This window comes from Ehrlichia minasensis (genome assembly GCF_004181775.1).
Taxonomy (GTDB): Bacteria; Pseudomonadota; Alphaproteobacteria; order Rickettsiales; family Anaplasmataceae; genus Ehrlichia; species Ehrlichia minasensis.
This window is the reverse complement of record NZ_QOHL01000025.1, coordinates 1-18,346: the sequence shown is the minus strand read 5'-3', so window position 1 is coordinate 18,346 and position 18,346 is coordinate 1. Positions and strand designations below refer to the sequence as shown.

Annotated in this window: 12 protein-coding genes; 8 read left to right on the top strand and 4 right to left on the bottom strand. The window is 29.0% G+C overall.

Annotated elements, in window-relative coordinates; all coding sequences use genetic code 11:
* Positions 1-929: 929 nt before the first annotated feature.
* From DRF75_RS04310 to DRF75_RS04295, 4 genes are all read right to left on the bottom strand, one after another.
* Positions 930-2,345, bottom strand: a complete 1,416-nt coding sequence (locus tag DRF75_RS04310) for a sigma-54-dependent transcriptional regulator (RefSeq protein WP_045171180.1) — start codon at positions 2,343-2,345, stop codon at positions 930-932.
* A 275-nt stretch (positions 2,346-2,620) separates the two neighbouring features.
* Positions 2,621-3,448, bottom strand: a complete 828-nt coding sequence (locus DRF75_RS04305) for a cell division protein FtsQ/DivIB (protein ID WP_045171181.1) — start codon at positions 3,446-3,448, stop codon at positions 2,621-2,623.
* Positions 3,449-4,324: 876 nt separating this feature from the next.
* Positions 4,325-5,266: a glutathione synthase gene (gshB, locus tag DRF75_RS04300; protein ID WP_129992729.1), complete on the bottom strand. Its 942-nt coding sequence runs from the start codon at positions 5,264-5,266 to the stop codon at positions 4,325-4,327.
* 267 nt (positions 5,267-5,533) lie between these two features.
* Complete coding sequence (locus DRF75_RS04295; RefSeq protein WP_045171065.1) at positions 5,534-6,124, bottom strand: BON domain-containing protein; 591 nt, start codon at positions 6,122-6,124, stop codon at positions 5,534-5,536.
* A 397-nt stretch (positions 6,125-6,521) separates the two neighbouring features.
* On the opposite strand from DRF75_RS04295, the gene aspS reads away from it, so the two are divergent.
* The 8 genes from aspS to DRF75_RS04255 all read left to right on the top strand — a co-directional run bounded on the left by aspS (position 6,522) and on the right by DRF75_RS04255 (position 17,706).
* Positions 6,522-8,294, top strand: coding sequence for an aspartate--tRNA ligase (gene aspS / locus DRF75_RS04290; RefSeq protein ID WP_045171067.1), 1,773 nt, complete (start codon positions 6,522-6,524; stop codon positions 8,292-8,294).
* 597 nt (positions 8,295-8,891) lie between these two features.
* Positions 8,892-9,524, top strand: a complete 633-nt coding sequence (locus tag DRF75_RS04285; protein WP_045171078.1) for an HAD family hydrolase — start codon at positions 8,892-8,894, stop codon at positions 9,522-9,524.
* Positions 9,521-10,012 carry an RDD family protein gene (locus tag DRF75_RS04280; RefSeq protein WP_129992728.1) on the top strand — a complete coding sequence of 164 codons (492 nt, stop codon included), beginning with the start codon at positions 9,521-9,523 and terminating at the stop codon, positions 10,010-10,012. Before DRF75_RS04285 ends, DRF75_RS04280 begins: the two co-directional genes overlap by 4 nt.
* 341 nt (positions 10,013-10,353) lie before the next feature.
* Entirely contained in the window at positions 10,354-12,978 is a 2,625-nt protein-coding gene (gene ppdK / locus DRF75_RS04275) for a pyruvate, phosphate dikinase (protein ID WP_045171069.1), read from the top strand.
* Positions 12,979-13,444: 466 nt separating this feature from the next.
* Positions 13,445-14,134, top strand: coding sequence for an alpha/beta hydrolase (locus DRF75_RS04270; protein ID WP_045171070.1), 690 nt, complete (start codon positions 13,445-13,447; stop codon positions 14,132-14,134).
* A gap of 232 nt (positions 14,135-14,366) precedes the next feature.
* Complete coding sequence (locus DRF75_RS04265; RefSeq protein WP_045171071.1) at positions 14,367-15,860, top strand: proton-conducting transporter transmembrane domain-containing protein; 1,494 nt, start codon at positions 14,367-14,369, stop codon at positions 15,858-15,860.
* A 259-nt stretch (positions 15,861-16,119) separates the two neighbouring features.
* Positions 16,120-16,641, top strand: a complete 522-nt coding sequence (locus tag DRF75_RS04260; RefSeq protein ID WP_045171073.1) for a c-type cytochrome — start codon at positions 16,120-16,122, stop codon at positions 16,639-16,641.
* 300 nt (positions 16,642-16,941) lie between these two features.
* Positions 16,942-17,706, top strand: a complete 765-nt coding sequence (locus DRF75_RS04255; protein WP_045171079.1) for an alpha/beta hydrolase — start codon at positions 16,942-16,944, stop codon at positions 17,704-17,706.
* Positions 17,707-18,346: the final 640 nt, after the last annotated feature.

The window sequence follows — 18,346 nt, the reverse complement described above, 5'->3', positions numbered from 1 at the left end:
AGATATAACCTCAAGCACAACTTATTTATAAATAGTGATTACAAACATTGTTTGCAATTTCCACAAACCTATTACATATCTTAGGTCATGCATGCCAGATCAGAATGTAAAAAACACACCACAACAGGGTTAGCAATACAAATTATCTCAGAAAACTATAAGAAAGAATACTACAAATGATTGATGAATTTAGCATAAATCTAGTATCCATATGTCATGTTGGATAATATTAATATATTATAAACTTAATCTGACAGTATATAATTTCCTAGAAATATAACTCCAGCAAATCACAGTCGGAAGTATTATAAAATTATAACAAATCTTCTCAAATATTAGAACACAGATATAACCTCAAGCACAACTTATTTATAAATAGTGATTACAAACATTGTTTGCAATTTCCACAAACCTATTACATATCTTAGGTCATGCATGCCAGATCAGAATGTAAAAAATACACCACAACAGGGTTAGCAATACACACTATCTTAGAAAACTATAAGAAAGAATACTATAAATGATTGATGAATTTAGCACAAATTTCAGAATCTACATGTTAGCTTGGATAATATCACACAATAAAATTCACATAAGCTTCTTAGAAACATACTGATAAGAAAATCACAACTAAAAACACTTACACAATTCTTATATAAACACATAATACAAGATAAAATAATATTAAAGACATTATTAATAAGCTGTATAAACTTTATAATATATCTTAAATAAAATATAAAAGTACTGCATATTTACTATCAATTACCTGAAAAAATAGCATTAATAAATAATATTAAACACACTACAAATACATTACTATAAGTTGAGTATAGGAAACATTATATTTATTTTAGATTAAAAAAACATCACTATAAAGTTATAAGCAGCAATAATATATATATTAAAAGACTAACATCTAAGCACAGTTACTCAGATATATTACATAATCCTAAAACTTTTAATTTGCGATGAAGTGCAGAACGTTCCATACCAACAAATTCAGCAGTTTTTGATACATTACCACCAAAACGTGATAACTGAGTCTTTAAATACTGCCTTTCAAATTCTTCACGTGCTTGACGAAGAGGAACAGATATTACCTTAGCACTAAGAACATCATTTATAGGTGAATTAGACACTATATCTACTGGAAGATCCTTTGCAGTAATAATCTCCTTAGGAGATTTCATAATTAATATCCACTCTATAACATTACGTAATTGACGTAAATTACCTGGCCATTCATAAGATTGCATTGCTATTAAAGCTTCATCACTCAATATATGAGTACATAAACCCATCTTTTTACATATGCTATTCATAAAATACCTACACAATTCTGGAATATCAGTACAATACTCAACCAAAGACGGGACCCTAATTGGCAAAACATTTAACCTATAATATAAATCCTCACAAAATTTTCCTGCTCTTACTTCATTTTCTATATCTTTTGACGATGAAACAATAATCCTAACATCCACACTCACAGGAACTTTGCTATTTTCCCTGTATATTTTACCTTCTTGCAATAATCTAAGTAATCTTAACTGTGTATCATAACGCAAATCTGTGACCTCATCTATAAACAGTGTTCCACGATTTGCCTGCTCTATGATACCAATATGAGGAGGTACCCTATGAGATAAAATATTACTACTTTCCTCACTACCAAATATATTCACCAAGTAATTATTTGCAGGTAACATAGATGAATACATTGATATAAAGGGTGTATCATATCCCTTTGATTTTTTATGTATTAACCTAGCAACTACTTCTTTTCCCACACCAGGTGATCCAGTAATCAGAATACGACTAGATGTTGCAGCAGCTTTATTAACCATACTTCGTAAATTTTTTATTACAGAAGAGCTACCAACTATTTCATAATCTTCAAATGCTGATTTTAACTCATCATTTTCCCTACGTAACCTACCAGACTCTATTGCCCTTTTCACCACTAATTTCAATCTACTTTCTGTAAAAGGCTTCTCTATATAATCATAAGCACCTATATGCAAAGACTTGACAGCAGTAGCAATATTACCATGTCCACTAATTACAATAACAGGCAAATGTGGATATCTTTCCTTAAGTTTTTCCAAAACACTTAATCCGTCAATATCTGATCCTTTTAACCATATATCTAGCAATACAACATCTGGCTCTTTCTCATAAGCCATCTTAATAGCAGACAATCCATCAACTGCTAATTTAGTCCCATGATTATCATCACTTAATATATCTTTTATTAAATTTCTGATATCACCTTCATCATCAACAACCAATACTTCAGAAATATACAATCTTTCCTTGGACATTTCAAAATCCTGCGCCATAATCACCTACAATACTAATGAAACACCACAAAACACAGTGCACTACATAACAAGTACACCTAATAATACTACCACTCTTGTTAATGATCAACAACCAATATATAAAATTCATTATTTTTACTCTATAAATTTTAAATATATAATAAAAATTTATTATAATAATAGTTAATTTATCAAATATATGAATCCTGTATATCCGAATGAATAAATAAACAAAATAACATTTTAACCTACCACTAACTTTATAAACCAACCATAACCAATTATTAATAAAACTATTCTTCTATTTTAATTTGTGTAGGGACACGCATATCCACAGTTTTCCAAATTAAAAATTCACTAGAAGCTTCATATATACTTAGTAAGCTACTCCAAGCATTATAAGGATTTTCTTTAGGTAATTTAATATTTAATCCACTAGACAACACAATATCCCAACTACCATCATCAAAATAAAACATAGAAGAAATCATATTACTAAGAACACTATTTTCACTGATTAGCTTTTTTATAAAATGTAAACCTTTCAATGCTTCATTACCGTATATTGATATTAAATCATCCTGTTCATCATAATCGCTAACAATAACATGTCCTGTATCATCAATAATTGAACTGCTATCATCATGATACCAATTTGCAAATGGTAAATATTCTAGAACTTTTATTTGTAAAACGTTAGGCAACAACCTTTTGACTGAAACATTTTTAATCCACTGACTACTATCTTTTATTTCCTTACGCAATTCATTTAAAGGTAGAAATAAAATAGATTTATTAACACTAACAAAACCACGAATATAGTCTGAAGTAACAAATTTGTTACCACTAACAACTATGTCATCAATAGCAAACCCACAATTAATTAGCTTATTTGATATACAATGTGATATAATTAGAGCACAACTTTTTAATTTATTCGCTATTTCACCTTTGAAAAAATATATAAATGCAATACTAATAACAATCATTAAAAAGAAAACCAAATTCTTGCGTGTAAAAAAACGCATACTTGACTTCAAAATATTAACGCTACCAATATTATCAGCATTACTCAAGGACTGATAGTCATCTACATCTTTAAGATCACTAATTTCTCTCATAACACTTAACCTAACTAATTTACAGATTTTCAACTTCAAGTACTAACTATTAACAGTAGATCATTCAAAATCTTACTTTAAGTATAAAATCAATAACTTAAACTATACATTTTTATAAAAAACTTAACCCTTAAAAATAACACAGTAATTTAAACATTTACATAAAAACACACAAGTAACAAATATTTAACCCTTTTTATAGAATAAAGGAACCCTAAACTCCTTTAAAACAAATTTTAGTTTCAACAAATACAGTTTACACATTAGACTAAATCTAAACTATGTACAACATCAAACTTTTACAAAAAAGAAAAAAAATTATACTAAAAATCAATATTTATCTAAACCCATAACATAAAATTTAACAAAAACAACTTATAATACCATACTTAGAATTTCAAGTTATAAAAAATAAAACTAAAATTAACAAGAATTTAGGCAAACCATCAATAAACTACAAATTTAGTAACCGTTTCCTATTTATATATAAAAATTACAATTATTAAATAAGGAATTAAAAAACTATATGTACTGATAATATATACTTAATAAGTTATGGAATAACTATAAAATTCACATCATTTACCAGCATCATTACCACATTTCCCATAAAATTCTTTTTATAAATAATCACAATATTTTTGCACAAAGGTATTACGCATAATCTTTAAAATGTATATGGATAATCCACTTTATATAATGCCACAAATAAAGCATCCTTAGCTACATTACTGACATCCATCACCTTTACATAGCACTTCTCTCAAAACAATACTAATACTCTTTTTCCAAGGTACTACTCATAATCTTCCTGAAAAATGTATACGGATAACTTACTTTCATATAATTGTTACAAACACAATATTCTCAGTTACATTACTGACACTCATTAAGTTTCCTATAGAACTTTTCTTCAAAACAATCCCAACATTTTTTCTCAAAAGATACTCCGTATAACTCATTTATTTGCAAAATACCACATGGAGAAGTAACATTTACTTCTATTAAGTACCCATCTAATACATCTATTCCAACAAATATAATGCCTTTTCCTAATAATTCATGTTCTATAGCTGAACATATTGCCAGATCTCTATCTGATAATGCAGCAGCTTCTGGAATTGATCCAATGCTCAAATTAGTCCTAATTTCTCCATTAAATGATATTTTACGCTTGAACACTCCTATAGGCTTACCATCTAAAAGAATAATCCTTTTATCATTGCTGATATTTGGTATAAATTTTTGAGCAATTATAGGACATCCATATTTTTCTATCATTAACTCTACTACAACACTAATATCAACATTACTATGCATCCTAGTAACATCATTTCCAGCATAACTGTACAAAGGTTTTAATACTATATCTTTATGCTCTTGATAAAAATCCAGCAATATAAGACGATCTTCAGTTATTACAGTATCTGGTACAAATTCAGGGAATAAAAGTGGTAATAATTTTTCTGGATAATCCCTAAGACTCTTAGGATGATTTATCAAAAGCGGTTTTTTGAGTTTTTCTAAAATATACGTACATGTAATATAACGCATGTCAAATGGTGGATTTTGACGGATAAAAATTATATCAACGTGCTCAAGCAATAACTCCTGCATACTAGCAAACTTTAATTTACCTCCATTCAAAGTTACTAAGCAAGCCCTAGCAACTGGAACATTACCCCTTATTGCTAATTGATCAGGAGAATAAAAAAAGACAGTATGTCCTCTAGCTTGGGCTTCTTGTATAAACTTAACTGATACGTCCTTATCAACAACAACATCCCTATCCATTTGAAAAGCAACAATAAGTGGCATATATTTCCTTACATTTTTAATCTATACTAATAGCTTCTTATAAAATAAAAAATTACACTTTGAGAAGTACTGATACTAGTATCATACATTACACATAACAACAACCTATCAAAGATAAAAAAACAAAATCATCACAGCAAGATATATTTAAATAATGCGTACGATATACTATTACATTAATAAAACAACTAATCTAGCACCATATCCATTACGAGTAAGCTATCCCACTACAAACTCAGATTTAAATTGATAACAAGTAATAGATTATTAATTACGTAATTTGCTATCTTTCAATCTCACATAGCTAACTACTTGTTTTACTTTTTTCACCTTTTGTGCTATTGATACCACTTTATTCAGCTCTTCTTGATCTTGAGCTATACCCATCAAATAAACAATTCTATCTATTGTGTTAACACTATAATTCATAGATTTAACTTTACTCTGAGACAGTATTCGTGCTTTAACTTGAGCACTAATTGCAGCATCAATAGCTGTCTCTTTTAAATTAATTGATCCTTTGTCTACAGTTATCTCATTAACAACTTCTCTAACATCCTTTTGCTGCCATGAAACTTTTTCAGCTGTTATCTGATCATCCAAAGACTTCACGTGTCCTAACAACAATACACGCCCCTCACTTACTTTAACAGTTACTTGAGGAAACAATCCCACTTTAAACAGCGCTTTATTAATTCTAATCAATATCGCAGTATCGTCTATAGTATCACCAACTGACCTATCTTGTAATGTAATGATTGCGCCTGTAGTGACAGCAAGACCAGCCATTATTCCAGAACAACCAGTTTGGTTTATCATTAATAAAATTACCAATAAAAAATTTACTAGAAGACGCATATGGAATAATAAAAGCATAAAGCGATAGAATTTATGCTATACAACTTTTTACAGTGTGTAAATAGTAAAATATTTTATACCTTTTTAAGATATAATATTATCTTAACACTTTAGTAATACCAAGATTTCAACAATAATTCAACAGAATTAGCATTTATCTAAAAACATTATCTAAATCAATCTTATCATTCAATTCACAAAAATATTTAGTTTTTTAATTATTTACTAATTCTGGAACTATAAACACAAATCCTGACTACCATCCACATGATTGAGTAGACATACATTTTAAGCATAACATGATCTTCAACAACTTATTTAATAACAATCTCTCAAAAAGACTTTCAATGTATATATTATAGTATAAAATAAAGTTAAGTTAAAAATATAGATCTTTATGAACATATACAGAACACACCTGTGCAATGAATTAAGGGAAGAACATATTAATCAGGAAGTAACACTTTCTGGATGGGTATACAGAAAACGTGATCATGGAAAAATCATTTTTGTAGATTTACGTGATTACTATGGAATAACACAATTAGTATTTAACGAAGCTGACAATGAAATTTTCCAACTAATCTCTTATCTAAAATTAGAAAGTGTAATTACAATAAAAGGTACAGTAGTAGCCAGAGATAGTTCTACCATCAATACTACAGTCAGTACTGGATTAATTGAAGTTGTAGTAAATCATGTTATAAATGAATCAGAAGCAAATCTCCTACCAATGAATATCGCATCAACTCAAGAATATCCAGAAGATATAAGATTCAAGTATAGGTTTCTAGATCTAAGGCGTGACAAAGTAAAACATAACATAATCTTAAGGTCTAAAGTTATCGCAGAACTAAGAAAAAGTATGGAAAGTATGGGTTTTATTGAAATACAAACTCCTATTTTAACATCATCATCTCCAGAAGGAGCCAGAGATTACTTAGTACCAAGCCGTATACACCACGGAAAATTTTACGCTTTACCTCAAGCTCCTCAGTTATTTAAACAGATATTAATGGTCAGTGGATTCGATAAATACTTTCAAATAGCACCTTGCTTTAGAGATGAGGATGCAAGAGCAGACCGCTCACCTGGAGAATTCTATCAGTTAGATATGGAAATGTCTTTTGTTACACAAGAAGATATATTCAATGTCATTGAACCAGTACTACTTAATATATTCAGTAAATTTTCAAACAAAACTATTCATAAAGAATTTCCAAGGATATCATATCACGATGCAATGTTGTATTATGGATCAGACAAACCAGATCTGCGAAATCCATTAATAATTCAAGATGTTACTGAAATCTTCAGAGATTCACAATTTAATATATTTAACTCAAACATAAAAAAAGGAATGGTAGTAAGAGCAATACCAGCACCTAATACAGCAAATAATCCACGTAGCTTTTTTGACAATAAAATTGAATTTGCAAAAACGTTAGGAGCACAAGGTTTGGGTTATATTACTTTCAATGATGATTCTTCTGCTAAAGGACCAATAGCTAAGTTTTTAGATGAAGAGAGATTAAATAAAATCAAGTCTATCTGTAATTTACGGACTGGAGACAGTGTATTTTTTGTATCAGAAATAGAAGACAAAGCTGCAGAATTTGCAGGAGAAGTAAGAACCATATTGGGAACAGAGCTTAACCTCATTGAACTAAATACCTTTAGATTTTGTTGGATTGTAGATTTTCCATATTTCAAGTACGACAACAAGGAAAAATCTATTGGATTCTTTCATAACCCTTTTTCAATGCCACAAGGAGGTTTAGAAGCTCTAAATAATCAAGATCCATTAACTATACTTGCATACCAATATGATATAGTATGCAATGGTATAGAAATTTCCAGCGGAGCAATACGCAATCACAAACTTGATATTATGTACAAGGCATTTTCAATAGTAGGTTATACTCAAGAAATGGTAGATAAAAAATTTAATTCTCTTACACGTGCTTTCAAATTTGGAGCACCACCACACGGAGGAATTGCTCCAGGAATAGATCGTATGGTAATGCTATTAGCAGACGCAACAAACATTAGAGAAGTTATCTGCTTCCCACTTAATCAATCTGGAGAAGATCTACTTATGGATGCTCCATCAGAGATAGATGATAAACATTTAAAATTATTATCACTAAACATTACAAAAAAATCTTGATCAGTTTCAAGCAAGAAATATTTAAACCAACTATTAGTAAACATGGAGTAACATATATATACATCTGATTTTTATTTTAAAGTAATACACTATCTACATATAAGTAGTTTTAGCAATACAAGATTTCAACATTGAGAATAACTAAAACTTTAACATTACACTAATAACATACCTATTAGATACCTAAACTCATTTCATTATTCAAGTAATTACCATCAGTACAGAAGTATTTTAACAATGTCAGGATCAAATAAATATTGCTAATAATACCTTATTAATAAAATACTGTAATAGCTGCACGTATTATTAAGATACTTAAATTCATTTCACTATAAATAACTTACTATTAGCACAGAAGTATTTTAACAATGTCAGGATCAAATAAATATTGCTAAATAATACCTCATTAATAAAACCCTGTAGTAACTACACACATACTTAGATACTTAGATTTATTTCACTCAAAGTAACACAGTACTATGTATACAAGACAATTTAAAAATGCAATACCAATTTAAACATTGCAAATAATTCTGACTTTAATAGAATCTTAATAAATATTTCACAAAAATGATAATTTAGAAATTCAAATAAATGATGAAGCAACCAACAGCAGTAATATTTGACTGGTACAATACACTGATTGATACTAGTATCAACATTGATTGTATAATCTTCAATCAAGTACTAGATCAGATGGGATATAAGAACATAGACTTATATTCTATACCAAATTCTACAATACCAAAATACCTAACAACATTATTAGAAAAAAGATGGAAAGAAGCTATAACTTTGTATGAAAACAGTTTAGAGAAGTCACAAAAATTAGACAACTTTATGCTAAATGATGGAGCAATTGAATTGTTAGATACATTAAAAGAAAACAATATAACTATGGCAATTGTCAGTAATAAAAACGGGAAAAGTTTACGGTCTGAAGTACATCATAAAAATTTAACACACTATTTTGATTCCATCATTGGTTCAGGAGATACAGGAACTACAAAACCATCTCCTGAACCAGTATTGGCAGCATTAACAAATATAAATGTTCAACCAAGCAAAGAAGTATTTTTTATAGGAGATAGTATATCAGACATACAAAGCGCAACTGAAGCAGGTTGTTTTCCTATAAAATATGGCAGTACTACTACTATAAATAATGTTCTCTCTTTTTCAAATTTTGATGACATTCGTCACTTTATCTGCAAATTAATAAATATATGAATACAAAAAAAATTAAAGTTGCAAATATACTAAAAAGAGTATCAGCAAGTATCATTGATCATATAATTCTATCATTACTCAACTACCCAGTTGTATTGCTAACACATGACCTAACAATCATACCGTTTATTGTGAACTTAGTGATTAGCTGTTACTACTACACATATTTTTTATCATCTAAAGCACAAGCATCTATTGGACAAAAAACATTAAACATACACACTATACGTTGTGACAACAAGAAAATTGATGTTTGCTTAGCATTTGATAGGTCACTATCAGAATTTCTCTGCCCTACTATACTTATGACAAGCATACAAATCGCCAACATGAATATTAACAATGTGTTTATAACAAGCATTATATTCTTGATTACTATGCTAACATTAATAGTATCAGTAGTCTGGTACTTAATTGCTTTATTTTCACAAAATAATCAAACAATGCATGATATTATATTCAATACTATAGTAGTAGAAAATAAATGATTATCATGATAGTTTACCATACCATTAACAACATATAAGTTACATTACTCAATCAACATAGTGATTTTTTACCTACAATATACATTTATCATGTTATAGCACATTTTTATTGATGACTTATCATTAACAAAAACTACTAAAAAGAAAATTAATCAGCCAATACAACTAATACAGTAATTTTTATCAATATAATAAATCAACTAACATTTTTACATCACTTCTACTAATTAATTATTTTACAATAGTTGCACTACAGATAATTAGGTCTTATATTATACTAGCGAGGTAGTATAAATGACTATTATAGCATAAAAAACAAAATTTTTGTCGGTTCTCTTCATATGAGTGAAAAATTAATATATTACTTTAGTAAAACAAAATGTGACGGCAATTTAACATTAATGCATCTCTTGGGTGGTAAAGGCGCAAACCTTGCAGAAATGTGTAATATTGGTGTAGATGTACCACCAGGATTTACATTATCAACGACTTTATGCAACTATTATTATCAAAATAACAAATTACCTGACCAAGTATTTAGTCTAGTAGAAAATGCAATAGAGTTTTTAAATAATGAAGTAAATTTAAAATTTGGTGACAACGATAATCCACTATTACTGTCAGTCAGATCAGGCAGTGTAAGTTCTATGCCAGGTATGCTAGACACAATATTAAATGTAGGCTTAAACGATGAAACAGTAATAGGATTAGCAAAAAAAAGTGGTGAATTTTTTGCATATGATAGCTATCGTAGACTTATACAAATGTATGCTAACACAGTACTACAAGTAGAAAACAATCTATTTGAAGAAGTAATATACAAAAAAAAGAGAATAGCCAATATTCCTATAAATGCTCAAATATCAGATCCAAATATATTAAAAGAAATAATAGTTGAATTTAAGAAAATAGTAACTTTTCATACTAACACAAATTTTCCTCAAAATGTTCATGAACAACTATATAACTCAATAGATGCAGTTTTTAGATCATGGATGAACAAACGCGCAGTTGCATATAGGAAAATACACAACATACCAGATAATCTAGGTACAGCTGTTAATGTACAATCCATGGTGTTTGGTAATATGAGTCACAATTCTGCTACAGGTGTTGTATTCACTCGTAACCCATCAACTGGAGCACAAGAAATTTTTGGGGAATTTCTAGTAAATGCTCAAGGAGAAGATATAGTATCTGGAACTCATAGCCCATTGTCATTAGATAAAATGAAAGAATTAATGCCACAATCTTACAATAACCTAGAACAAGTATGTAAAAAATTAGAGTTACATTACCGTGATATGCAAGACATAGAATTTACAATAGAGAACGGTAAATTGTGGATTCTTCAAGCTAGAACAGGAAAACGCAGTATTCAATCTTCTGTAAAAATAGCAGTAGATATGGTAAAAGAGAATCTAATTTCAAAAACAGAAGCTATACTAAGAATTGATCATAAATCATTCAGCAAGTTATTCCATCCAACACTTGAAAACAATACAAATATAAATACTATTGCACGAGGATTGCCAGCATCTCCTGGTGCAGCCACTGGGTGTGTAGTTTTTACACCAAATGATGCAGAACTATTTAGAAAAGATGGTAGAAATGCTATACTAGTACGTCAAGAGACTAATCCAGAAGACATAAACGGGATGAACAGTGCAGTAGGCATTCTAACCTTAAGAGGCGGCATGACTTCACACGCAGCAGTAGTAGCTAGAGGTATGGGTAAACCTTGCATCTGTAGTGCAGCTGGTATATTTATAGACAAGAGCGAAGAATTCTTCTATACAAACACAGGACTCAAAGTATACAAAGGTGATAGTATTACAATAAATGGATGCAATGGTGAAGTAATTTTAGGCACTATTAAAACAGTCATTCCTAAGCTAAGTGAAAGTTTCTATACATTAATGCAATGGATAGATGAAATAAGAACATTGAAAGTAATGGCAAACGCTGATACACCAGAAGATACAGATATAGCTATGAGTTTCCAGGCTGATGGAATAGGGTTATGCCGTACAGAGCATATGTTTTTCTCACACAATAGAATAAGCATAGTACAAGAAATGATTGTATCTGACAATAAAGAAGAAAGAATAGCAGCATTAGACAAACTTGAAGTCATGCAAAAAGAAGATTTTAAAAAAATTTTCAAGTCTACACTTAGTAAACAAGTGACTATCAGATTACTTGATCCACCATTACATGAATTTCTTCCAGACAATAACAATGCTATAAGTGAAATTTCAGCAAGAACTGGTAAATCTTTAGAAAAACTAAAAAATAAGATTTTATATTTATCTGAAAAAAACCCAATGCTAGGGCACCGTGGGTGCAGACTTGCTATATCATATCCAGAAATATATGAAATGCAGGTTAGAGCAATATTTCTTGCAGTAAAAGAATTACAAGAAGAAGCTGGTATAACATGCATAGTACCAGAAATAATGATACCTCTAGTAATGGCTGAAAAGGAAATTATCATCATCAAAGAATTAATTAACAACATAGCACAACAGTTTGGCAATACTCAATATTCAATAGGAACAATGATAGAATTACCAAAAGCAGCTCTTATTGCAGATAAAATTGCTAAGCATGTCCAATTTTTTAGCTTTGGTACAAATGACCTTACACAAACTACCTTAGGAGTATCGAGAGATGATTCTGCAAATTTTATTGGAATATATCAAAACTTAGAAATAGTAAAACAAGACCCTTTTGAAACCTTAGATATTGAAGGAGTAGGCAAATTGATATCAATTGCAGTAGATTTAGGTAGAAAATCTTATCCAAACATTAAAATCGGCATATGTGGAGAACATGGTGGAAATTTTGAATCTATACAGTTTTTTTCTAAATTAAATTTAGACTATATTTCTTGCTCTCCTTATAGGATACCAACAGCAAGATTAATAGCTGCACAATCAGCAATCATTAATCAAAATATGTAAAACTTTATTTTATAACTCAGTAAGTATCATGCACACCAAAAAGTGTGTCATAGTAATTTTTTAGTGAGACTTATGCACACTAGTATTGTTACACACACATAAACAAGCATTGCATACCCACTTTAATGTGAAATTATAAACTCACAAAAACACTAGTAAAATTTACAACTACTTCCCCAAATAACTAATTGAAATATTTCATTTTATCACACAGATTCTCTTTATAAAAAAATCAATACAATAAATTAAATTTCTGTATAACTGCTAATATCACAAGATTACTTTTTATTTATAATTATATATAAAAAATACTTTATTTAATAATTATATTACTATTTTAATATTTTTATTATGTTATAATTGATTTAATTTCATTATAAATAAAGTATATTATTAACTTTAAATATTTCATAAGCATATTTGATATAGTAAAGTTGAGATATATTTTCTATTAAAGGTAAATAAAATGTGTATTTTCGGAGCAGATAAAATTATTCCACCATATATTCCAGCAATAGGAACAGGAAAAGGATATAGCCCAGACGGAATAGCAATACCCAGAAATTCTAAAGAAATTTTAAAAAATAAAATTACTCCAGGTACAAAACCATTAGTAGTATTTATCGGTGGAGCATTAGATGATACGACAAGACTCGTATTACGTTTATACGCCAGATATTACACACAAAATCACGATCACCAAGACATAGCATATGCAACCTGGGGATCATCAGCAACAATCCCTATAATAAAAGCTTGGTATGAAGCACAGCAAAAAATTTGCCTTGTAGGACACAGTTGGGGAGGAGATTCTGAATATAAGATAGTAAAAAAACTTGAAATGAATACCATAGATTTAATGTGTACTATAGATCCTGTATCACGTGCAGGAGTTGGTGGCAAATTACCAAAGCCTCAAAACTTAAAAAAGTGGTACAATGTTGCAATAGACTACAAAAAAGTAAAATTTTCAATTAATAACCTTATTGCACAAACAGGAGGTCCATGGTTCTATTGCATGTATGCAGATAATAATTTTATAGTAGATACAGTAGAAATCAATGGACATTTAGTTTCAGCAGATCATGCAATGGCAGAAGCTTTATTCTTTAAATATTTTAATGATTATGTAAAAAATTTTGCTACACAAGAATAGTATAAAATACACTACAGTAAGTACTACTAAGCAGATTATACAATTAGTTACTAAGTGTAACGTTATAATTTTCAGTTTAACTAATTTTTAGTACACATACATAATTTACTGCACACTAAAATATTTTATACCTGAGATTAAAAATACAAGATATTGAAAATACCACTTAAGACACTTTACTTTAAACAGCTTTGTTGTTATCTATAGTTTAAGTATGGTAGTAACGGGGTCTATGCATTTTTTTAATTATTTAACATCAGAATTTACTTTGGTGTGTATAGTCTTATTACCATTTATATCTGCAAGCCTGATATTAATGCTCAAGAAAATAAGACATTCACAAGAGATTATCAGTATTACTTCTTCATGTACTTTATTTTACATGATACTCAAAGCATATAAATTTTATACAAAACACAATTCAGAGCTATACATAAAATTATATGAATTCATTAACCCCAAGATATATCTTGCATTTAAAGCTGAAATACTAAGCATGATATTCAGTTTACTGGCTTCATTTCTATGGATAATTACTACTATCTATAGTATCAGCTATATGAAAAATAATGATAACAATAATAAAAAACAATCTCTTTTTTATACATGTTTTTCAATAAGCATTGGATGTACAATGGGTATAGCATTTTCAGCAAATTTGCTAACGTTATTTATATTTTATGAGCTACTTACTATTAGCACATATCCTCTCATTACTTATTACATTAACGATCAATCACAAATTTCTGGCAGATACTATATAGGAATACTATTAGGAACTTCAATGCTATTATTTTTACCAGCAATTATAATAACATATAATATCAGTGGTACATTAGATTTCACAACAAATGGCATACTACCAGACAATATTTCTAACCCTTTACTCATTACTCTATTATTATTATTCATCTATGGAGTTGGAAAAGCTGCATTAATGCCCATACATTTATGGCTACCACAAGCTATGGTAGCCCCTACTCCAGTTAGTGCATTATTACACGCTGTAGCAGTTGTAAAATCTGGAGTATTTACCATAATAAAAATTTTATTGTATATTATAGGGCTAAAAAACTTAAATACAGTTCAAGAACATTACAATATACTGACGTATATTTCAGGAGCTACAATTATATTAGCATCCTTAGTAGCAATAAAACAAACCAATTTAAAAAAATTACTAGCATATTCAACAATTTCACAGCTTTCGTACATAATAATAGCAGCATCATTATATACAGAATATGCAATTAAAGTTTCTATGTTTCAAATGATATCTCACGCTTTCGCAAAAATTACATTATTTTTCACTGCCGGCGCAATATATACCAAAACAGGAAAGAAATACTTACATGAACTACATGGGATAGGCAAGTCTATGCCTATTACTATGATTGCATTTTCCATTGGTGCTATTGCAATGATAGGCATACCTCCATCCCCTACATTCTATGGCAAATTTCTTATTATTTCTGAAGCATTACAACAAAAGAATTTCTTAGTCATAGTAATATTAATATTAAGTACCGTATTAAATACTATGTATTTTCTTCCCATAATATACAATGCATTCTCTACATCTCACAGTTTTAAGTATGCAGAAGCTCCATTACCAATGCTAATAGCTATAATCATAACTGCAACATGCACATTGTTACTATTCATCATCCAATATATAATTTTTAGCACGATAGATGATTTTTTGCAGTCAATTTTTAAAGCTTAACCCTAATATTATGTTACTATTTATTTCATAAAAATTGTCATAAATTAAACATTCATATGATTTTATTTATGAAAAATAATATTTTACTATGATATAACAAACTAATAGTACTATATATCAAGTATAATGCTACACCATATATTAAGATTATCATCTATATTAACAATCCAATCAATGTTATTTATTGACTATAGTTAATGATTATATTACCCTAGAGGTGTATAGTATAAGTTACTTCTGATCTAGGAATACAATAATTATGGACGGATTCCACCTAAACAAAATATTTACAGCAATTTTGTTTTCATCTTTTATAATACTTTTCATTAGCAATGTTGTAGACTTACTATACAATCCTAATCCACACGCTGAACAGGTAAGAGGATATCAAATAAATATTGAGGAACAACCAGTCAACACAGAAACTAATAGCGCAGAGACACAAACTGACATTGAAACTCTTATAGCACAAGCTGACATTACAAAAGGTAAAGAAATAACAAAAAAATGCATATCTTGTCATACTTTCGAAAAAGGTGGAGCAAATAGAGTTGGGCCAAACTTATGGAATATAATAGGCAATAAAAAAGCACATTTAGGAGACAAATTCAACTACTCAAAAGCAATGCTCAATAAAGGTGGTACATGGGAACATCAAGACTTATTTGAATTTTTAACAAAACCTCAAGCATACATTAAGGGTACACGTATGGCATTTGCTGGAATATCAAAACCTCAAGATGTAGCAGATTTAATTGCATATCTAAAATCCTTAAATTAAGTGCTTGATTACACAAAACTAAGCAGTACATGTTGTATCTAGAAACTAAAAGTAAACAAAGTATTTCACTTAAATACAAGATATACTAAACAAGCCATTTCATAAATATTCAGCAATTAGAAAAATATATCTAACCATGCATATTTTCTACTTCACATAACTTACATATTACTCACAAACAAGGAATGGAAAATAAAAGCATTTTTTATATTTTCCGGTTGATTTAACTCTAATATACAATATACTCAGTTAATCACTTTACATGATTATCACATATCAACTAGGTAAAACATGTCGGTTATGCAACACCTAACATTATCCTATGCACAAAATTTACATATTGCATATAAACAATTAGTAGGAGATAAAGCATCTATTATATTTTTCGGTGGATTTAATTCTAATATGCAAGGTACTAAAGCAACTGCTTTATATGATTATTGTAAGTTACATAATTTAGGACTCATCATATTTGACTATCTAGGACATGGAGAATCAGACGGTGAATTTACTGATTATAACATTAGTGATTGGTATAAAAACTGTGTAGAAGTAATGAATCAGCTAGCTCCAGTTGATAAACCACAAATTATTATAGGATCCAGCATGGGAGGATGGCTGATGTTACTTGCAGCAATATCTAACCAAGACAAAGTATCACACCTTATTAGTCTAGCTGGTGCTCCTGATTTTACTGAATCTTTGATTTTTCAAAAATTAAATGTAATACAAAAAGATGAATTATATAAAAATGGCAAAATAACTTTGTATGCAGATAGCGATAACACGCATCCTTATCTTATAACACGCAATTTAATAGAAGATGGACGAAAACATTTACTGCTACACCAGGAATCAATTAATATTACTTGTCCAGTAACACTTATCCATGGTATGAGAGACGATATAGTACCATATCAAGTTTCTATTACTTTAGCAGAGAAAATTAAATCAAATAACATTAACTTACATTTAATAAAATCAGCTGACCACAAGCTATCAGATGATAATTCAATCAATATAATGCTTAGATATGTAAAGGAAGCAGTATGCCAAAGTTGTTAAGCTTTTTATACAAATGACAAGATACAAGTATGCTTCTAATAGAAATTTATATTAGATTTTCACTAATAATAATTAGTAAAACTTTACTTATTTTATAAAAATATTCTATATATATTTAGACAAACACATAAGATGTACTACAAAACTTTTAATAAACTTCGCAGTACTTTAACAACTTAACATTAATTATAAGTGCTTATAAAAGTTCCTCACATATATTATCTAATTCCAACATATATCACTCACTATACACTGCTACATAATATAACAAATATCCGTAGCATAACACATATAAAACGCTAAAATCAACATTAATACTATACTTTATAAATTGACTTCATTACTTAAAAAAACACTTATCATGCTATAGCACAAACTTATATATAACATATCCACAAAAGTGATACATAGATAACAAAATATCGCAAACTAACTCATATAAATGATATATTCTAGCTATATTTCTAAATACTTTAAACAACAGATTCTATAACATGCATTATAAAGTCAAAACTGATATAAGTAAGAGATCATTACAAATCACATTGCTAACTGATTAAATGCATACATTTAACTTTAGCTAATTCCTTACAAATAAATTTACTATAAAATTCTATACAGAGAATATAACAGGCCAATT